General features: G+C 69.3%; 15 protein-coding genes and 2 pseudogenes. 12 read left to right on the forward strand and 5 right to left on the reverse strand.

Annotated features, from left to right (window positions below; genetic code table 11):
* Positions 1-50 precede the first annotated feature (50 nt).
* The 9 genes and pseudogenes from IH68_RS55350 to rph form a co-directional block, all read left to right on the forward strand.
* Positions 51-626, forward strand: a pseudogene (locus tag IH68_RS55350) (MFS transporter); the annotation flags it as partial.
* Positions 627-664: 38 nt separating this feature from the next.
* Complete coding sequence (locus IH68_RS55355) at positions 665-895, forward strand: carbohydrate ABC transporter permease (protein WP_030937086.1); 231 nt, start codon at positions 665-667, stop codon at positions 893-895.
* Entirely contained in the window at positions 892-1,713 is an 822-nt protein-coding gene (locus tag IH68_RS0120060; RefSeq protein ID WP_030937089.1) for a carbohydrate ABC transporter permease, read from the forward strand. The genes IH68_RS55355 and IH68_RS0120060 overlap by 4 nt, the downstream gene beginning before the upstream one ends.
* Positions 1,714-1,744: 31 nt before the next feature.
* Positions 1,745-3,010 (forward strand): ABC transporter substrate-binding protein, encoded by a 1,266-nt coding sequence (locus IH68_RS0120065; RefSeq protein ID WP_030937091.1) that lies wholly within the window; start codon positions 1,745-1,747, stop codon positions 3,008-3,010.
* Between the two features lie 73 nt (positions 3,011-3,083).
* Positions 3,084-6,200 carry an alpha-L-rhamnosidase gene (locus tag IH68_RS0120070; protein WP_051833674.1) on the forward strand — a complete coding sequence of 1,039 codons (3,117 nt, stop codon included), beginning with the start codon at positions 3,084-3,086 and terminating at the stop codon, positions 6,198-6,200.
* Positions 6,201-6,277: 77 nt separating this feature from the next.
* Entirely contained in the window at positions 6,278-6,763 is a 486-nt protein-coding gene (locus IH68_RS0120075; RefSeq protein WP_030937095.1) for a hypothetical protein, read from the forward strand.
* Positions 6,764-7,283: 520 nt separating this feature from the next.
* A protein-coding gene (locus tag IH68_RS59795) for an IS630 family transposase (protein ID WP_420718997.1) occupies positions 7,284-8,377 on the forward strand; the annotation gives its coding sequence in 2 pieces (ribosomal slippage) (positions 7,284-7,727 and positions 7,730-8,377; 1,092 coding nt in all).
* A 7-nt stretch (positions 8,378-8,384) separates the two neighbouring features.
* A pseudogene (locus IH68_RS49930) lies at positions 8,385-8,691 on the forward strand (transposase); the annotation flags it as partial.
* A gap of 238 nt (positions 8,692-8,929) precedes the next feature.
* Positions 8,930-11,527 carry a rifamycin-inactivating phosphotransferase gene (gene rph / locus IH68_RS0120100; protein WP_030937105.1) on the forward strand — a complete coding sequence of 866 codons (2,598 nt, stop codon included), beginning with the start codon at positions 8,930-8,932 and terminating at the stop codon, positions 11,525-11,527.
* Between the two features lie 7 nt (positions 11,528-11,534).
* On the opposite strand, the gene IH68_RS0120105 is transcribed toward rph, so the two are convergent.
* Together IH68_RS0120105 and IH68_RS59800 are read right to left on the reverse strand one after the other, a co-directional pair.
* Positions 11,535-12,647: an ABC transporter substrate-binding protein gene (locus tag IH68_RS0120105; protein ID WP_030937107.1), complete on the reverse strand. Its 1,113-nt coding sequence runs from the start codon at positions 12,645-12,647 to the stop codon at positions 11,535-11,537.
* The gene (locus IH68_RS59800; RefSeq protein WP_420718998.1) at positions 12,644-13,138 is read right to left on the reverse strand and encodes a hypothetical protein; all 495 of its coding nucleotides are present in this window, start codon (positions 13,136-13,138) and stop codon (positions 12,644-12,646) included. The genes IH68_RS0120105 and IH68_RS59800 overlap by 4 nt, the downstream gene beginning before the upstream one ends.
* 116 nt (positions 13,139-13,254) lie before the next feature.
* On the opposite strand from IH68_RS59800, the gene IH68_RS0120115 reads away from it, so the two are divergent.
* Entirely contained in the window at positions 13,255-13,440 is a 186-nt protein-coding gene (locus IH68_RS0120115) for a hypothetical protein (protein ID WP_159403700.1), read from the forward strand.
* A 139-nt stretch (positions 13,441-13,579) separates the two neighbouring features.
* Here IH68_RS0120115 and sigJ read toward each other — a convergent pair whose 3' ends face one another.
* Entirely contained in the window at positions 13,580-14,506 is a 927-nt protein-coding gene (sigJ, locus tag IH68_RS0120120) for an RNA polymerase sigma factor SigJ (RefSeq protein WP_030937113.1), read from the reverse strand.
* 100 nt (positions 14,507-14,606) lie between these two features.
* Between sigJ and IH68_RS0120125 the strand changes: the two genes are divergently transcribed.
* Together IH68_RS0120125 and IH68_RS0120130 are read left to right on the forward strand one after the other, a co-directional pair.
* On the forward strand, positions 14,607-15,002 hold the full coding sequence (locus IH68_RS0120125; RefSeq protein WP_030937115.1) for a hypothetical protein: 396 nt from the start codon (positions 14,607-14,609) through the stop codon (positions 15,000-15,002).
* Positions 15,003-15,055: 53 nt separating this feature from the next.
* Positions 15,056-16,036 carry a threonine ammonia-lyase gene (locus IH68_RS0120130; protein WP_030937117.1) on the forward strand — a complete coding sequence of 327 codons (981 nt, stop codon included), beginning with the start codon at positions 15,056-15,058 and terminating at the stop codon, positions 16,034-16,036.
* Positions 16,037-16,322: 286 nt separating this feature from the next.
* Here the strand turns inward: IH68_RS0120130 and IH68_RS0120135 are convergent, their stop codons facing one another.
* Positions 16,323-18,512, reverse strand: coding sequence for an MMPL family transporter (locus IH68_RS0120135; protein WP_030937120.1), 2,190 nt, complete (start codon positions 18,510-18,512; stop codon positions 16,323-16,325).
* Positions 18,513-18,777: 265 nt separating this feature from the next.
* Positions 18,778-19,233, reverse strand: a complete 456-nt coding sequence (locus IH68_RS0120140) for a nuclear transport factor 2 family protein (protein ID WP_030937123.1) — start codon at positions 19,231-19,233, stop codon at positions 18,778-18,780.
* Between the last annotated feature and the right edge of the window lie 24 nt (positions 19,234-19,257).

Raw genomic sequence — 19,257 nt, forward strand, 5'->3', positions numbered from 1 at the left:
CGAGGCGTCGGACCCGCCCGCTCCCTTGCCAGGAGAGAGATTCCTTCCGCATGTCCCTGACCCAGTCCCGTCCCGGGACGCTGCCCGCGCCTGCCGCCGAGCCCCGCTGGACCGCCCGGCTGTGGTGCGTGCTCGCCGTTCTGTGCCTCGTGCTCTTCCTCGGCGGCCTTGACGTCTCGATGGTCGGCATCGCCCTGCCCTCCATCGGCCACGACCTCGGCCTGGCCCCCAGATCCCTGCAGTGGATCGTCAACGGATACGTCCTCGGCTACGGCGGACTGATGCTGCTCGGCGGCCGTACGGCCGACCTGCTCGGGCGCCGCCGGGTCTTCCTCGCCGCGCTGGCCGTCTTCGCCGCGGCCTCCCTGCTCGGCGGGCTGGTCGACGACGGCACGCTGCTGATCGCCACCCGCTTCGTCAAGGGTCTGGCCGCAGCCTTCACCGTGCCCGCCGGCCTGTCCATCCTCACCACGACCTTCCGCGAGGGCCCGCAGCGCAACCGGGCGCTGTCGGTCTTCAGCCTCTTCGGCGCCCTGGGCTACTCCTCGGGCCTGATCCTCGGCGGCCTGCTCACCGGGATCGGCTGGCGCTGGACCTTCCTCATGCCGGTCCCGCTCGCACTGCTACCCGGCCCCTGCTGGCCCCGGCCTTCACCATCAACCTGATGCTGTCGATCATCGGCGGGATCAAACTCTTCGACCAGGTCTACGCGTTGACCGGCGGCGGCCCCGGCCACGCCACCGACACCCTGTCCACCCTCATCTACAAGGACGCCTTCACCCTCGGCGAGTTCGGCTACAGCATCGCCCTCGCGGTCGTGTTGACGATCATCGTCGCGGTCGCCTCCACCGGCCAGTACGCCGTGCTCTCCCGCAGCGAGAGGGCCGCGTCGTGAACCGCTACCGCCCTCGCACCCTCGCCCTCGAACTGGCCATGATCGCCGTCGCCCTGCTCGTCGGCTTCCCCGTCTACGTCCTGGTCAACCTGGCCGTACGGCCGGCCTCGGACACCTCCTCGCCCATCCACCCCACCACCTCGCCGACCCTGGGGAACTTCTCCCACGCCTGGCAACAGGGCGCGCTCGGCGGGGCGTTGGCCAACAGTGTGCTGGTGACGGCCTGCAGCGTCGTGATCGTGCTGGCCGTCTCATCCCTCGCCGCCTACCCGCTGGCCCGCGTCACGGCCCGCTGGTCACGGGGCACCTACCTGCTCGTCCTCCTCGGCCTGGTGCTGCCCTTCCAACTCGCCTCGCTCCCGCTCTACCAGACCATGCGCGACCTCGGCCTGCTCGGCACCCCCTGGGCCCTCGTCCTCTTCTACTCCGGCCTCCAAGTCCCCTTCACCGTCTTCCTCTACGTCGGCTTCCTGCGCGCCCTGCCCCGCGACTTCGAGGACGCCGCCCTCATCGACGGCTGCACCCCGCTGCAGGGCTTCCGCCATGTCGTCCTGCCGATGCTCAAACCCGTCACCGTCACGGCCCTGGTGCTCAACGCGGTCGCGATCTGGAACGACTTCTTCACCCCGCTGCTGTACCTCAGCGGCAGCGCCCAGCAGACCATGCCGGTCGCGATCGCCGGTTTCGTCGGCCAGTACGTCACCGACTGGAACCTCATCTTCGCCGCGCTGGTGATCAGCATCCTGCCCGTCCTGCTCGTCTACTTCCTGCTGCAGCGCAGCATCATCAACGGCTTCGCCGGAGGGCTGCGGGGCTGATCCCCGCCTTCTTCTCCTCGAGGGAGACATCATGAACACACGCACAGTCACGGCCGCCATCGCCGTGACCACAGTCGCTGCCCTGCTTGCCGCCTGCAGCGGAGGGACCAAGGCGGGCGGATCCGGCGGCGGCTCGAAGACGCTGACGCTCGCCTCCGTCGACCAGGGGTCGATCGAGGACGTCGTCAAGGCCTTCGAGAAGGCCAACCCGGGCGTCAAGGTCCGCTACACCACCAGCGGCGCCGACCAGTACCAGCAGCAGATCCGCACCCAGCTCTCCTCCGGCACCGCCCCGGACGTGATGTCCGTCTGGCCGGGCAACGGCAACCCCGGCGCCACCTATGTCCTGGCCAAACCCGGCTACCTGCGTGACCTCTCGGACCAGCCGTGGGCCGCCAAGATGCCCCCGGTCATCAAGTCCGTCGCCCAGTACCAGGGCAAGACCTACAACGCGATCTTCGGGCAGAACGGCATCGGCGCCGTCTACAACCAGCAGGCCATGGCGAAGGCAGGCCTGACCCCGCCCGACACCTGGACCAAGCTGCTGGACTTCTGCAAGGCCGCCAAGGCCAAGGGCACCCCCGCCTTCGCGCTGGGCAACCAGGACAACTGGGTGACCCAGCTCGTGCTGTACGCCCTGGTCGCCACCAGCGTCTACAGCCACGACCCCGACTTCGACAAGAAGATGCAGTCCGGCCAGGTCACCTTCGCGACATCGCCATGGACCACCGCCCTGGACAAGTACCTGACGATGGAGAAGACGGGCTGCTTCCAGAAGAACCCGCTGGGCACCAACTACGAGGCCGGCCAGCAACTCGCCGCCACCGGCAGGACCCTCGGCATCGTGCAGGGCAACTGGGTGATCGCCCTGCTCAAGCAGAAGAACCCCAAGGCCACCTTCACCCTCAAGGCGCTGCCCGCCACCGACACCCCGTCCGAGACCCTCATCCCGGCCGCGGCGGGCGCAGGCTACGGCGTCAACGCCAAGGCCAAGAACCCCGAACTGGCCCTGAAATTCGTGAACTTCGTGATGTCGCCGCAGGGCATGAACCTGTTCGTCACGAAGCAGGGCGGCCTGCCCTCGCTCCCGGACACCGGCTTCCAGGTCGACCCCTCACTCACCGAACTGTCCCAGTTCATCCGAAGCAACCGCACCGTGCCGTTCATGGACCAGCGCTGGCCCAACGCCAAGGTGCAGCAGACCATGCTGAGCGGCCTCCAGGAGATCTTCAGCGGCCAGTCCACGCCCCAGAAGCTCCTCAAGGAGATGGACGGCGACTACAAGGCCGGCTCGTGAATGCCGTGCCGACGACCGAAAGGACAAGGGCGTGACCGATGAAACCCGCAACACCGAAGGCAGGGAATCCGAGATGCGAGGAGACGGCACCGGACAGAGAAGGAAGGGCATTCACCGCAGAACCGTCCTCGCCGCCACGGCCGGCGCGGTGCCCACGGTGGCCGGAGTGATGGGCGTCGGCGCGATGGCGCACGCCGCACCGATTCGCCCCGTGGAGGACGGCGCCGTGTACGGACTGACCGTGGAACACCGCACCGACCCGCTCGGCGTGGACGCCGCACACCCCCGCCTCGGCTGGCGCATGCGGTCCGCCGGACGCGGGCGCAACCAGGGAGCGTACGAGGTCCTCGTCGCGAGCTCACCGGGCAGGCTGACCAGTGACCGCGCCGACGTCTGGAGCAGCGGCCGCGTGAACTCCTCCGAGTCGGTGGCCGTGCGCTACCAGGGCGGGCCGCTGAAGGCCTCGACCCGCTACTACTGGACTGTCACCGTCTGGGACACCGAAGGGCGTCGGCTCGGCAGCGGACCCGTGGCCTGGTTCGAGACCGGCCTGATGAGTACCGACGGCGTCACCGGCTGGGACGACGCCCAGTGGATCGGGATGAAGGGCAAGGCGCCCAACACGCCCGGCGCACCGATGCTCCGTACCCAGGCACCGCTCAGGGGCCGGGTCCGCGAGGCACGGCTGTACATCTCCGCCCTCGGGGTCTACGACGCCTACGTCAGCGGCCACCCCGTGACCGTCCCACAGGACGGCGACACCACCCGCGAACTGCTGCCCCCCGGCTGGACGAACTACGACGTTCGCGCCAACTACCTCACCTACGACGTCACCCACCTCCTGGCCCGGGAGAAGGCCGTCACCCTGGCGGCCGTCCTCGGCAACGGCTGGTACAACGGCCGGATCTCCGACGGCAGTACGTACTACTCCAAGGACGGCAACGCCCTCGCCCTCAAGGCCAAGCTGCTGATCCGCTACGCCGACGGCACGACCCAGTCCGTCGTCACCCGGCCGGACGGCTCGTGGAAGGCCACCGACACCGGGCCCTGCCGGACCGACGACATCTACGACGGCCAGACCTACGACGCGCGCAAGGAACTGCCGGGCTGGACCTCGTCCCGCTTCGACGACTCCACCTGGTCGGACACCGAACGCGTCCCCTACGAGACCAAGTACCCGAACGCCCGCCTGCTCGCCTACCCGGCCGAGACCGCCCGGCTGATGAGCCGCTGGGACCGGCGACCGCAGTCGATCACCGTCTACACCGGGGTGACCGGCGAGGGCAGGGGCCGTATCGTCGTCGACCCCGACCGGACCGTGACCGACCCGCACCGGGCGGCCTCCTCCCCGGTCACCATCGGCGCCGGCGACACCGCAGTCTTCGACCTGGGCCAGAACATGGTGGGCGTCCCCCGCTACAGCCTGCGCGGCCCGGCCGGCGCCCAGGTCACCTTCCAGTTCGGCGAGATGCTCAACGACAGCAGCTCCGGCGCGGACGGCCCCGAGGGCTCCCTCTACCGGGCCAACCTCCGCAGCGCCAAGGCCACCAGCACCTACATCCTCAAGGGCGACCGCGCGGGGGAGACCCACCAGGACTCCCTGACCTTCTACGGCTTCCGCTACGTGTCCGTCACCGCGACCGAGACGGTCACGATCACCGGCCTGACCGGCAAGGTCGCCACCTCCGCCAGCCACGAGACCGGCACCGTCACCACGGACGACCCCGACACCAACCAGCTGATCAGCAACATCCGTTGGGGACAGCGCGGCAACTATCTCTGGGTGCCCACCGACTGCCCGCAACGCGACGAGCGGCTCGGCTGGACCGGCGACACCCAGGTGTTCTCCACCACCGGCCTGTACAACGCCGACGCCGGCCCTTTCCTCAGCCACTTCCAGGACACCGTGGTCGACTCCCAGACCATCTACGGCCAGGACAAAGCCCAGTTCACCGGGGTCGCCCCGAGCGGCCGCTACAACTTCCCCGGCGGCGGCAGCGGTTGGGCGGACTGCGGGGTCATCCTCCCCTGGACGCTGTGGCAGATGACCGGCGACCCGGCCGTCATCGAGAGCAGCTGGCCCGCCATGACCCGCTACCTCGACTGGATCCGCCGGCAGACCGGCGACACCTACGCCGGCCAGGGCTCCCTCACCGGCGACTGGCTCGCCCCGCAGAAGACCAGCGCCCAGCTCATGAGCGACGTCTACTACGGCTACGTTGCCCACCTCATGGGCCGCATGGCCCGAGCCGTCGGCCGCCCCGCCGAGGCCACGACGTACGAGCAGCTGTTCGCCGACATCAAGAAGGCGTTCATCACCAAGTACCTCAGCACCGAGGGCGGCACCGTCACGGTGAAGTCCAGCCTCGGCGACGCCTCCCCGATCGAGCCCGGCTCGGACCCCAACCAGAAGACGGAGGACAACACCCAGACCGCCCTGCTGTGGGTCCTCAAGCTCGGCCTCTACGACACCGAGGCCCAACGCCGCGCTCTCGTGGGCCACTTGGCGGACAACATCGGCAACGACGCGGCCTACAAGGCGGCGCACCCGAACAGCAGCCGGGTCAAGTACGCCGAGAACACGCTGTCCGTGGGCTTCCTCGGCGTCAACGTCCTCGCCCCGGTCCTCAGCGACGAGGGCCGCTCGGACCTGGCGTACAAGCTGCTGCACCAGGATGCGATGCCGTCCTGGCTGTTCTCGGTGAAGAACGGCGCCACCACGGTCTGGGAACGCTGGAACTCCTACTCCAAGGAGGCCGGCTTCGGCCCGGTCAGCATGAACTCCTTCAACCACTACGCCTACGGCGCGGTCATGGAGTGGATGTACGCCTACATGGCCGGCATCGCCCGCGACCCCGACAGCCCCGGCTTCAAGCACTTCCTCCTGCAGCCGCACCTCGACCCCACCGGGCGGATCACCCATGTCACCGGCTCGCACGAATCGCCGTACGGCGAGATCAGAAGCGAGTGGCGGGTGACGGACGGCGGCGGCGCGCTGTCGTACGAGGCTGTGGTGCCCGCCAACAGCGAGGCCACCCTGCGTCTTCCGGCGCTCTCGGGCGACTCCGTCCGCGAGCAGCGCACCCCGCTGGCCCGGGTCGACGGCGTGCGGTTCCTCGGGCAGGCGGACGGTGTGGCTTCCTACCGGCTGCCGTCGGGCGCGTACCGGCTGACGAGCAGGCTCCGTTGACTCCCTGGTGCTGAAGCGGGCTCTTGCACACCCTGGACTGAAACGATTCAAACCCTCCTTTCGAAGGGAAACCCCTGGTGAGAGGCACCACTCGCACCAGTGCCGCCGCGGCCATCGCGGCCGCGCCGGCACTCACCGTCTGCGGCCCGGCTCCGGCCGCGCCACAGACCCCCAGAGCCGCAGCTCGGTCCGCCGTGGACCTGAAGACGGACAACAAGGTCGACCCGATCGGCATCGACGACCGCGCGCCCCTTCTCTCCTGGCGGCCGGCCGGTGCCGAGCAGAGCGCCTACGAGATCAGGGCAGCCCGCTCGGCGGACGCACTGCGCACAGGGCGGGCGGACATCTGGCGGACGGGCAAAGTAGTGTCGTCCCAGTCCGCCCACATCCCCTTCACCGGCACCCTCAGCGCCCGCGAGCCGGTCGCCTGGCAGGTACGCGTGTGGGGCCGCGATGGCCGTGTCTCGCCGTGGAGTTCACGGGCGACCTTCGAGATGGGCCTCCTCGACTCTGACAAAATGACCACGGGGGGGGTGTGTCTGGTGCTATTTGCCTTGCTGTGATGGCATCGGCCAGCGACCCTGGGCCGGTGCCAGGACAGCGGAAGAGGAAGCGGCAGCAAGAGGTCGCGAGGCGGCAGCTTGCTGCTCGCGACGCGGTGGGCGCGGGGCGGTGGGAAGTGATCTTTGAGACCCAGGACGAGACGGAGTGGCAGGCTTATGTGCGCCGTCTTCGGGCTGGGGAAATACGGATCGACGGATCGGTGCTCCGGGTCGACACGCTGTGCGGGCGTCTGGTGCAGCCGACCACTTATCGGCTGAGTCTGTTCGTGGCGGACCCTGCATGCGAGCCCGACGTTGGAGACCGCGATCATTGATGTCGTGGTGGGTCGTGGGGAGTTGACGGATGCGGCGTGGGAGCGGATAGCTCCGCTCTTGCCGCAGGTCACATGCAACGCGCGCTCCTTTCGGGCCTTCCCCGTCCGTCGGTGTCGGGCCGTGGCAGGACCACCCGGCGACCTACTGATCTCTTCGGGTTGTTGTCGGGGGTGACGTGTGGTGATCCCTGCGGTAGGCCGGTGGTATGCGGTACGCGCAGGGTGGTGGGCTGACCGCGGAGCGGCGTCGGTTTCGCGAGCGGATCCGGTACGAGGCCGGCGAGCGGTTTGCTCGCGGTGGGAGAACCGCGGTGATCGCGAAGGATCTGCGGGTGAGCGAGCGGTCGGTGGAACGCTGGCGGCGTGCCTGGCGGGAGGACGGGATGGACGCCCTGGCCTCCACCGGGCCTGCGAAACTGCCCAAGTTGTCCGATGGGCAGTTTGCCGAGCTGGAGCAGGAGTTGGCGCGGGGGCCAGCCGTGCATGGCTGGGAGGACCAGCGCTGGACCCTGGCCCGGATCCGGGAGCTGACCGCCCGGACGTTCCAGCTGGAGTGCTCGTCGGCGGCGGTGTGGCGGCTGCTGCACCGGCACGGCTGGTCCTGGCAGAGTCCCGCCCGCCGGGCGCTGGAGCGTGACGAGCAGGCGGTGGGCCTGTGGAAGAAGGACGTGTGGCCGCAGGCGGAATGACTGCGGCGGTGCTGGGCGCGTACATCGTCTTCGAGGACGAGGCCGGGTTCTCGATGACGCCACCGCGGGCCCGCACCTGGGGCCGGCGGGGACACACGCCGGTGGTGCGGGTGCGGGGCCGCTCCTGGCGCCGCTGGTCGATCGCCGCCATGTGCTGCTACAAGCCGGCCGAGGTATCGCGGCTGATCTACCGGCCGCGCCGCCACCGCAAGCATCGCGGCAAAGGGCGTGACACCTTCGCCTGGAGCGACTACCGCGACCTGGTCGTCCGCGCGCACATCCAGCTCCATGCCCCGATCGTGCTGATCTGGGACAATCTCAACACTCACCGGGCCGCCGGGATGCGTGAGTACGCAGCGGCACACGACTGGCTCACCATCGTGCAACTGCCCTCCCACGCACCCGACTTGAACCCAGTCGAGGGTGTCTGGTCACTGTTACGGCGTGGCCCGCTGGCCAACACCGCCTTCACCGACGACGAGCATCTCGAACGCACCCTCCGCCGAGGTCTGCGCTACATCCAGCTCCGCCCCGACCTCATCGACGGCTGCCTTACAGGCACCGGACTCACCCTCACCCAACGGCCGACAACAGCCCGAAGAGCTCAGTAGGCGTATTCGTTCCCGCGCGATCCGCGCCTGGTGCCGCCGCCACGGCATCGCCGTGACCATTCCCGAACGGGCCGACCAGGCCGCCAACCGACGACGACGTGGCGGGCGTGGCGGACGCCCGCCCGCGTTCGACATCGAGGACTACAAGCACCGCAACGTCGTCGCACGCTGCTTCAACCGCCTCAAACAATTCCGGGCAGTGGCCACCCGCTTCGACAAGCTCGCAGACCGCTACCGCGCCGGACTTCGCCTCGCAGCACTCATCCTCTGGCTCCGCGAACCAGCCGGGTGATCATTTGTCAGACAGGCCCTAGGCCGGGACGACGAGGTGTTCGGCGCAGGCCCCGGCGGGGAGGCCCTGGAAGCGTTGCGGCAAAAGACAAAGGCAAGGAGAGATCTCTCCTTGCCTCTCTCAACTTATAGCGCACTGGGGGGCTTGCCGCAAGGCCCCGGTCGCGGTGCAGAATCGTCGGCCGGTGCCACAACCTGCGGAAACGGGGAGTAATGAGGGATGAGGACGCAACGGAGCACGGCTGCCTCGGAGGTAGCGCAGTGATCGAGCAGTACGTGCTGGACCTTCAAGAGGTGGACGAGACGCGGGTTGCAGTGGTCGGTGGCAAGGGCGCGCACTTGGGCGGGCTGTCGCGGATCGAAGGCGTCCGCGTGCCGCGCGGGTTCTGCGTGACGACCCATGCGTTCCGCCGGATCATGGCGGAGGCGCCGTCGATCGACGATCGGCTCGATGAACTCTCCCGCACCAACCCCGACGACCGGGAGGCGATCCGCACGCTCAGCGCGCAGATCCGCCGGACCGTCGAGGAGATTGCCATCCCGGCCGATCTCGCGGCGGAGGTCACCCGCGCACTCGGCCGGCTCGGCGAGCAGGCCGCCTACGCCGTCCGGTCCAGCGCGACGGCGGAAGACCTGCCGACGGCCTCGTTCGCCGGCCAGCAGGACACGTACCTGAACGTCATGGGGCCGACGGCAATCCTGCAGCACGTCAGCCGGTGCTGGGCCTCCCTCTTCACGGAGCGGGCCGTGACCTACCGTCAGCGGAACGGCATCGACCACCGGACGGTCCACATGGCCGTGGTCGTGCAGCGGATGGTCTTTCCGCATGCCGCGGGCATCCTGTTCACGGCCGACCCGGTCACGGGCAACCGGAAGGTCGCCACCGTGGACGCCGGCTTCGGCCTCGGCGAGGCCCTGGTCTCCGGCCTGGTGAACCCGGACGTCTTCAAGGTGCAGGACGGCGAAGTCGTCACCAGGACGATCGCCGCAAAACAGCGTGCCGTTCATGCACTGCCGGCCGGCGGTACGCAGGAAGTCGCGGTCGACTCGCAACGGCAGGAGCAGCCGGCGCTGACGGATGCACAGGTCGTGGAACTCGTGCGGCTCGGGCGGCGGATCGAGGCGCACTTCGGCCACCCGCAGGACATCGAATGGTGCCTGGTCGACGATGGATTCCAGATCGTCCAGAGTCGGCCGATCACCACGCTGTTCCCCGTCCCCGAGAGCGGCGACGAGGAGAATCACGTCTACCTCTCCGTCGGCCATCAGCAGATGATGACCGACCCCATGAAACCCCTGGGCATCTCCGTGTGGCAGCTGACGGCCATGGCGCCGATGCACGAGGCCGGCGGGAGGCTCTTCGTCGACGCCACCCGCCGCCTGGCCTCGCCCGCGAGCCGAGCCGGCTTCCTGGAGCTTGTGGGCAGAGGCGATCCGCTGATCAGGGACGCCCTGGAAACCGTCCTGGAGCGCGGTGATTTCGTCCCGTCGCTCCCGGATTCGGGCCCCGTCGGGCCGCCGGCCGGCGGCGCGTCCCTTCCGACCGAGGCCGATCCCGCCATCGTCGGCGAGCTGATCGAGCGCAGCCGGGCGTCCATCGCCGCCCTGGAGCGCGACATCCGGACCAGGACCGGACCGGCGCTGTTCGACTTCCTGCTGGAGGCCTTCGAGGAGCACAAGCGAGTCCTCAGTGATCCGCTGAACATGCAGGCGATCATGGCGGGGATGGAGGCCACGTGGTGGCTCAACGACAAGCTGGAGGAATGGCTGGGCGAGAAGAACGCAGCCGACACGCTCACGCTGTCCGCCCCCGACAACGTCACCTCGGAGATGGGACTGGAGCTGCTCGACGTCGCCGATGTGATCCGCCCGCATCCGGAGGTGGTGGCGTTCCTGCAGGGCGTCGAGGACGAGGACTTCCTGGACGATCTGGGGAAGCTCGCGGGCGGGGCCGAAGCGCGCGATGCCATCGAGGCCTACCTCGACCGGTACGGGATGCGCTGTGTGGGCGAGATCGACATCACGAGGCCGCGTTGGCGCGAGCGCCCCAGCACGCTCGTGCCCGTGATCCTCGACAACGTCCGGAACTTCGAACCGGGTGCTGCCGAGCGGCGCTTCGAGCAGGGGCGGCACAGGGCGCAGCAGAAGGAACAGGACGTGCTGTCACGCTTGCGAGCCCTGCCGGACGGGGACCGGAAAGCCGACGAGACCAAGCGGATGATCGACCAGGTCCGAGCCTTCATCGGGTACCGGGAGTACCCGAAGTACGGCATCATCAGCCGCTACTTCGTCTACAAGCGGGCCCTGCTGGCGGAGGCCGAGCGGCTCGTGCAGGCAGGCGTGCTCCCTGAGCAGGAGGACATCTTCTACCTCACGTTCCAGGAACTCCACGAGGTCGTGCGCTCGCACCAGGTGGATGACCAGCTCATCCAGCAGCGCAGGGACGCGTTCCGGTCGTACCAAGCGCTCACACCGCCCCGCGTGCTCACCTCGGACGGTGAGGCCGTCACCGGGGCGTACCGGCGCGACGACGTACCGGCCGGCGCCCTGATCGGCCTGCCGGTTTCCGCCGGGACCGTCGAGGGAAGGGCCCGCGTCATCCTTGACATGGCGCAGGCCGAGCTCGAAGCGGGCGACATCCTGGTCACACGCTTCACGGACCCCAGCTGGTCACCGCTGTTCGTCGGAATCGCGGGCCTGGTGACGGAGGTCGGCGGCCTGATGACCCATGGCGCAGTGATCGCCCGCGAGTACGGCTTGCCGGCCGTCGTCGGAGTGGAGCAGGCCACCCGGCTGATCCGGGACGGGCAGCGGATCCGCGTGCACGGAACCGACGGGTACATCGAGATCCTTCCTTGATGCTCCCTCAGCCGGTGTGCAGGACCCGAAAGCGATCAGGCTCCACCGGATCCCGATCAACGACCTGGATCGGCGTCCCGGCCCATTGCCACACGCTGATGCCCGGCGTGCGGGAGAACCGGATCAGCCCGCGGGTGCCTTCGACTGCGACGCGCGGCCAGGATTCGGCGGTGCGCGCCCGGTCCGCGCCGTGGGAGCGCAGCACGTCGGCGAGGACGGCGATTGTGTCGTAGCCCTCGAAGGCGACGAAGGAAGGCGCCTCGGCCAGCCGGTCACGGAGGGCCGTCTCGACCCGTGCACCGAGGGGGCTGAGGCGCTCGGGCAGGTAGCGCAGGAACGGGATCGCGGCGCCGTCGTCACCCAGCAGCGTCGCCCATTCCGCGAACTCAGGTTGCCCGGCCGGAGCACCCGTCATGATCTCGGCGAGGCGCCGGTCGCGGCGGACGGCCTTGACGAGGGGCACGGCCGGCTCCGGGTGGCCGACCAGAAGAAGGAGGGCTGTCGCACGATTCTCGACGAGTTCGTCGCACACGGCCGCCGGGGTGAGCGCGCTCATGTCGAGTTCGATGACGGTGCCGCCGCGTGCAGCGAGGTACTCGCGCAGAATGCGGGTCCCGGTTGCCCAGTAGACACTCGGCTGGGTTGCCACGGCGACACGACTGTGGCCCGCGCCGAGGAGGAAGTCCGCGTAGGTCCGCCAGCCGCGCGACTGCGGTGGGGGGAGGCGCGCGACCCATCGCGTCGGCTGTTCGGTGAGCGCGTCGAGAACCGCTGACGAGCAGAGGTACGGCAGGCCGAGGGCGTCGGCCCTGGCGGCAGCGGTGCGAGCGACGACGCTGTGATACTCACCCGCCAGGGCGGCCACGCCCAGGCCGGCCAGTTCGTCCACGGCCGCCGACGCCCTGTGCGGATCAGCCGCGGTGTCCCGGACCACCAGTTCAAGTGGCCTTCCGCCGATCCCACCGGCGTCATTCACGTCGCGGACGGCCAACTCGAGCCCGGCGAGCAAGTGTTGACCTGCCTCGACCCAGCCGGGCCTGGTCAGGGGAACGAGAGCGCCGATCCGGACGGAGGATCCTTCGGTCCGCGCCGATCCGGGTGGCGAGAGTGGCGTATTCATGCGGCGGCCTCTCCCGAGCGGCGATGCGGCTGCAGCCGGCCCGGATCGCAGAGTGGCAGAGCCCGGTAATTCGCGTTCGTATCATCTCGCCGCGGCGGGCGCACCTGGGTGATCATGCCGCACATTGCATCCACCACCCTCACGGACAGACAACCGATTATCGTCACCTGCGCCTCGTTGACGGGTCGGGTGGATGACGGGGCGGGCTGGTCCGGGACCCCCTGCAGCAGTGCCCCGTCGGCCGTGGCGGCCCAGCCGGCCGGCAGCCTGATGTGCTTGAGGCCGGTGTAGTGCAGGCGCATGTTGTGCCTGGCCCAGGCGGTGCGGAAGTCCTCGCTGCGGGGGACGAGTTCGCCGATGAGGTCGGTCAGGGCCTTGCCGCAGGCCCGTGGCGGGAAGATCCTCGAAGCCCACCCCGGCGACGTGATCCGGACCCCGCCGGGCTGGGAACACCGGCACGGTGCCGCTCCCGACCACTGCATGGCCCACATCGCCCTGTGGGAGACCGACGACGTCGACTGGCCGGAACACGTCACCGACAGCGAGTACGGCGGCTCCCGCCACAGCAGTCGGATTCGCCAACTCCGGCCGCGCCCCGCTGTTGCTGGTGGCCGGCACCGCCGACCACATCGTGCCGGCGGCTGTCGTCCGCGAGACCCACCGCCGTTACCGCCGCTCTTCCGCGCCCACCGAATACCGGGAGTACCCGGGCCGGGACCACGGCACGGCCTTCCACGACGGCTGGGAAGCCGTCGCGGACGACACCCTCGACTGGGCCCTGCGGGCGCGGTGACCCGCACACTCCGCTTGGAACTTTGGAGCGCGAGTTCGCCCGGCCGCACTGGTCCCGCCTACGGATCCGCCAGGCGGTACGTGACGACATTCAGGGGGCATTGCTGCGGCGACTGCACGATCTGCAGAGCGAGGGCGGGCTAGCCCTCCCGCGCCCACGGCCGCAGCTTCTCCGGATTGCGGACCGCCCAGATCCTGGTGACGCGCCCGCCGGAGACGTCGAACGAGGCCACGGTCATGACGACGCCGGCACGCCGGGCCACCAGGCCCGGTGCACCGTTGACCGACCGCTCCAGGAGTTCGAGCCCCGGAGCCCTGTCGGCAATGGCGATCATGTACTGGGCGATGCGCGCGCCGCCCTCGACCGGGCGCAGAACGGCGCCGACCAGGCCGCCGCCGTCGGCGGTCATCACTGCGGCCGGGTCGAGGAGGCCGACGAGGGCTGCGATGTCCTTGGTCTCCCAGGCCTCTTTGACGTGCCTCACCACGTCGGCCCGGCCGCTCGCCGCCACTGGAGCACGCGCGACGCTCACCCGCCGCCGGGCGGAGGCCGCCAGCTGCTTGCAGGCCGCGGGGGTCCGGCCGAGAACGTCGGCGACCTCGGCGAACGGGTACCGGAAGACGTCATGCAGGACGAACGCCACCCGCTCGGCGGGCGTCATCGTCTCCAGGACGACGAGGAAGGCCATGGTCACCGACTCGTCCAGGACGATCTGGTCGGCGGGGTCTGCGGGGTCTGCGGGGTCGGTGGGGGCGGCACCGCCCACGTGGTTCCACTCGGTGCGGTCGGGCAGCGGCTCGGGCAGCCACGCGCCGACATAGCGTTCACGGCGGGACCGCGCCGAGCCGAGCAGGTCCAGGCAGATGCGGCCGGTCACCGTCGTCAGCCACGCGCCGGGGGACAGGATCTCCTCCTGCCGGCTTCGTGGCAGCCCGTACCAGCGTGCGTAGGCATCCTGGACGGCGTCCTCGGCCTCGGTCACCGAACCGAGCAACCGGTAAGCGACATTGATCAGTTGGCGTCGCTCGCCGGCTATCTCCTCTGCGCTGCTCCCCGCACTCCCCATGATTACGGCCGCCCCCCGCCTTACCTTCCGCCGACCCACTTCGTCGGGCTGTTGAGACCTTATCGATCTACTGCCCGAGGGCGGAAAAGGGGACTGTGACATGGCCACTGAGGTGACGGCGACGGCGAACGCACACCGCGGCTCCTCGTTCCTGAAGATCGCGATCGTCCTGCAGACCCTGACCATCTTCCTTCAGGCGGTCTCCGCCGGACTGCTGCTGACCGCGTCCTACGGAGAAACGCTGCACAGTGCCGGAGCCCGTGTGATGTACGGGGCGTCGATGCTGTACGTGCTTGCGGCGGTGCTGGCGTGGAAGCCCGGCGGCGGCTCGCCCCGGCCCATCTGGCACGCGTCAGGCTTCCTCGTACTCGCCTCGGTCCAGGTCGTGCTAGGCATCGCGCACGTCCCGTCGGTCCATCTCCCCCTGGGGGTCTTGATGTTCGGTCTGAGTGTGCTGGCGCTGGGGCAGGCCTTGCGCCGACCGGTGACCACCTAGGAAACCGCTGTTCACGGCGGCGAGCACAACGGCGCCGACTACGCTGCCGTGTCATGCAGGAGACGCGCCTCGACACTGCTCGGATCAGGGCGGCCCGCCGGGTGATCGATCCCGTTTTTCTCGACACTCCGCTGTACCGCTGCGAGGCACTGGAGCCCGGCCTCGGCTGCACGGTGAGCATCAAACTCGAAACGGCGAACCCGGTGCGCAGCTTCAAGGCCCGCGGCACCGAGCTGGTCGCGAGCCTGCTCGCCGACCAGGAGTCGCGCGGTGTGGTGTGCGCCAGCGCGGGCAACCTCGGCCAGGCCCTCGCCTGGTCCGGCCGCGGCCGCGGGCTCGACGTCACCGTCGTGGCCTCCCGCTTCGCGACCCCGGCCAAGCTCGATCGCATCCGCGCCTTGGGCGCCACACTGGAACTGGTGGACGGCGACCACGAGTTGGCCCGCGAGCGGGCGGCGGCCATCGCGCGCCACGACGGCATCCGGCTGCTCGAAGACAGCCTGGATCTCGAGACCTGCGAGGGCGCGGCGACCATCGGTCTGGAACTGGTGGACGTGATGCCCTCGTTCGACGCCGTGCTGATCGCTCTCGGCGGCGGGGCACTGGCCACCGGTGTGGGGCATGTGGTGAAGGCCCTCGCGCCCGCAGCCGAGGTGATCTGCGTCCAGCCGCTGGGCGCACCGGCGATGACCCGGTCGTGGCGCAGTGGGCGCGTCGTCACCACCGACTCGACCGAAACCATCGCTGACGGCGTCGCCGGCCGGTTTCCCATCCCGGCCGTCCTGGACGACCTCCTGCTGGTCGCCGACGACGCCGTCCTGGTCCAGGAGGCGTCGATCATCACCGGTATGCGGATGCTTTTCGATGACGCCGGCCTCGTCGTCGAACCGTCGGGCGCGCTCGGCATCGCGGCCGTCCTCGAGGACCGTGACCGCTTCGCCGGCCGCCACGTGGTCACCGTCGTGTGCGGCAGCAACGTCGACGTGGACGCCTACCACCGCTGGATCGGTGCGGCTCCCGGCCACGGGAGTTGACGACTGCCCAAGCCGCTCGTCGCTCCCGCCGCGTCCTGTGCCCCGGCCGTCACGCCCCCTGAGGGAGAAGCGGACGGCGTCTGCCGGGCCGCACGGCCCGGCAGACCAGCCCTGTCACACCTCCGCGCCGCTAGGGCCTGTCGTCACATCTGCAGCGTTGTCGTCGGTTGCCGACGCTCCGCGTCGACTCCCTCCTCCGCCTTGCAGCTGCACGCTCCCCATGGCCCCGCTCGGGGCGGCGGCAACGCACCGATCCCCACAGCCGACCGGGGCCAAACGACATGCCCTAGCTGCGGCGTCCCGCAGGATCGTGTGCGACCGAGTTCCGGCCCGGTCCCGGGGCCGGGCCGGAACCGTTGGATCCGGTGTCCGCGTCCGCCGATGGCTCCGCACGGTCCCCGTGGCCCGGCCACCACGCCGCATGGCCGATCAGCGCGGTGAGGCTCGGGGTGAAGAACATCGCCATCACGAAGGCCGCGACCGCGATGCCGAAGGAGACCGCGAAACCCATCTCCGTGAGCAGCGCGTTGCCCGCCAGCATCATCGTGGCGAAGGTCGCCGCCAGGATGAAGCCCGCGGCGGCCACCGTCGGCCCGGCGTGCCGGAGCGCCATGCCGGCCGCCGCACGCGGGTCGCGGCCCTCCCGGGCCTCCTCGCGCAGCCGGGCGATCATGAGGATGTTGTAGTCGGTGCCGATGGCGACCACGAAGAGATACATGATCACCGGGAGCATGAACATCAGCCCGGAGTGCCCCTGCCCCTCCTGGAAGATCCACACCGTGGCGCCGAGGGTCGCGCCGAAGCCCAGACCCACGGAGGCGATCAGATACCAGGGGGCGACCACGCTGCGCAGCAGCAGCCCCAGGATGACCATGATCAGGACGGCGGCGACGGGGAAGACCGTCCGGTAGTCGTGGTTGACCGCGGTGTTGATGTCCTTGTAGATCGAGGACATGCCGCCGACGAGGGCTTCGGTGCCCTCGGGGGCGTCGTCATGCGCGATGTCACGCACCCTGCCCACGGCGTCGATCGCCTTGTCCGTCGAGGCCTCGTACTTGAGCGTGACGGTGAAGTCGGCGGTCGTGCCGCCCTTGCTCACCTGGGACATCCGGGCACTCGCCACACCGTCCACGGCCCCGAGCTTCGACGCGTACGCGGTGAATCCGGCCCTGTCGAGCGGCTTGCCGTCGGTGCTGGACAGATAGACGTCGGTGGGGGCGGCCGCGCCCGCCGAGTACGCCTTCTGCATCTCGTCCTGGACGACCATGGACTCCTTGGTCTTGGGCATCGAGCCCGAGGCCAGGTCGAAGGTGGCCTTGTAGCCGAACGTCCCGAGCGTCAGCGCGATCAGGACCAGGCCGGATGCCACCGCGGTGAGCGCCGGACGACGCTGCACACCCCGGCCGAGGGCGGCGAACCGGGCGTTGTCCGGCTCGCGCTGCCAGGACTTCGAGGGCCAGAAGACCTTCGGCCCGATGAGCGAGACCACGGCCGGGATCAGGGTCAGGCCCGCGACCAGGGTGGCGGCGACGGCGATGGCGAGCGCCGGACCCATCTGCTTGAGGAAGCCCAGCGTGGACAGCGCCAGCGCGAGGAAGGCGATGACGACGGCCCCGGCGGCCGAGGCGATCGCCTCGCCGACCCGGGCGACCGCGTTGACCATGGCCTGCTTGGGTTCGTCGCCGGCGCGCAGGCGTTCGCGGTAACGGAACATCAGGAACAGGAAGTAGTCCGTTCCCACGCCGAACAGGACGACGATCAGGATCGACGAGATCGAGCTGTTGGCCTGCAGGTCGAACAGCTTGGTGGCGTAGGCGATCAGTCCGTTGGCGATCGCCGACACCAGGCCGATCAGGACCAGGGGGAGTACGGCCAGGATCGGCGCCCGGAAGATGATCAGCAGGGTCACCAGAATGATCACGAAGGTGCCGATGCCGATCAGGGCCTGACCGCGCTTGGATGAATCCTGCTGGTCGAGGGCCTGTGCGGCGGAGCCGCCGAGCTTGACGTCAAGATGCGTGCCCTTGGCCAGCGCCTTGACGTCCTCGCGTAACACCTTGGCTGCGTCGGCCTGTTTGGGCTGGCCGGCGTTCTTGCTGTCCATCTGGACCAGGGTCAGGTCGTACCTGCCGTCCTTGGACGGCTGGCCGGGGACGACCTTCTGCACCTGGTCGATGTGCTTCTTGCCCAGTTCGGTGGTGATCCGGGCGACGTCCTGCTTGTCCTCGGCGGTCAGCCTGCCGCCGTCGGTGCGCTGGTACAGCGCGATCGCGGACGGGGTGAAGGCGCTGGGGAACGCCTTTTCCTGGAGATCCGCCGCTTTGATCGATTCGTAACTCTTCGGCAGAAAGCTGCTCTCGTCACTGTTCGAGGGCAGGCTCGGCGCGGTGGCGACGATCGCCACCGCCGCGATCAGCCATGCCACGATCGTCCAGACGGGATGTCGGACGACCGTGTTGCCAATACGTCGGAACATGCGGGAGGGTCCTCCTGGGTAGGAAGATCACCGCAGCCCGGGGAGCGGTCCCTGGCACCGGCGACCCCGACCGGCACGCATCCAACGAGCCGGTCGAATGGTTGTCTTGGGCTCCAATGGTAGTGATCGGACCACATCCGCCCCTCAGGGGTCGGTGGTCGCAGGTCGGCCAAATCCCCTTGGTCCTCGGCCCGTTGCCCGTCCGCCCCCTCAACATCCCGGCCAGGCCGTGGAGATGCCCAGCTCACGGCTTTGTGCAGCGCGCTCACGCCGAAGCGGCGCTCCCCTTCTGCACGGCTGCGACAAGTGAGTCGAGCTGTCCTCGGACTCGGGCGGCGGTGACATGGTCGAAATAGTCGCGGGAGCTGATGATCTCGCCGTCGCGCACCCGTAGGACGAAGATGCCGGGCAGCGCGAAGGGCTCTCCAGTGCCTTCGACGGTTCCCTGGTACTCGAACTCGGCGACGATGACCTCGGGGTCGGTCGTCTCATGGATCGTGATGTTGGTCGCCCGACGGTGCAGCCGGGGGCCGGCACCCGTTGGCCTGAAGTGTTCGCGCAGTTCGTCGCGGGTGCGGAGTGCCGCAGCGCGGAGTGGGTCGAAAGGGTGCACGACATGGGTCTGCTCCGCATACAGGTCGGGCAGGTCCTTCCAGCGGCCCTCCGCAACACCGTTCACGAGCGCGAGGAAAACCTCTCTCGGGCTGAGGACTTCGGTCATCGGCACTCTCCTGTCGTCTGCGCC

This window comes from Streptomyces sp. NRRL S-646 (assembly GCF_000720765.1).
GTDB lineage: Bacteria > Actinomycetota > Actinomycetes > Streptomycetales > Streptomycetaceae > Streptomyces.

Bases quoted from the DNA above. Each gene is read 5' to 3' on its own strand.
- IH68_RS55355 (WP_030937086.1), top strand. From the start codon at position 665: ATGCTGTCGATCATCGGCGGGATCAAACTCTTCGACCAGGTCTACGCG.
- IH68_RS0120065 (WP_030937091.1), top strand. From the start codon at position 1,745: ATGAACACACGCACAGTCACGGCCGCCATCGCCGTGACCACAGTCGCT.
- IH68_RS0120070 (WP_051833674.1), top strand. From the start codon at position 3,084: ATGCGAGGAGACGGCACCGGACAGAGAAGGAAGGGCATTCACCGCAGA.
- IH68_RS0120105 (WP_030937107.1), bottom strand. From the start codon at position 12,647: ATGAATACGCCACTCTCGCCACCCGGATCGGCGCGGACCGAAGGATCC.
- IH68_RS59800 (WP_420718998.1), bottom strand. From the start codon at position 13,138: ATGTGGGCCATGCAGTGGTCGGGAGCGGCACCGTGCCGGTGTTCCCAG.
- sigJ (WP_030937113.1), bottom strand. From the start codon at position 14,506: ATGGGGAGTGCGGGGAGCAGCGCAGAGGAGATAGCCGGCGAGCGACGC.
- IH68_RS0120125 (WP_030937115.1), top strand. From the start codon at position 14,607: ATGGCCACTGAGGTGACGGCGACGGCGAACGCACACCGCGGCTCCTCG.
- IH68_RS0120130 (WP_030937117.1), top strand. From the start codon at position 15,056: ATGCAGGAGACGCGCCTCGACACTGCTCGGATCAGGGCGGCCCGCCGG.
- IH68_RS0120135 (WP_030937120.1), bottom strand. From the start codon at position 18,512: ATGTTCCGACGTATTGGCAACACGGTCGTCCGACATCCCGTCTGGACG.
- IH68_RS0120140 (WP_030937123.1), bottom strand. From the start codon at position 19,233: ATGACCGAAGTCCTCAGCCCGAGAGAGGTTTTCCTCGCGCTCGTGAAC.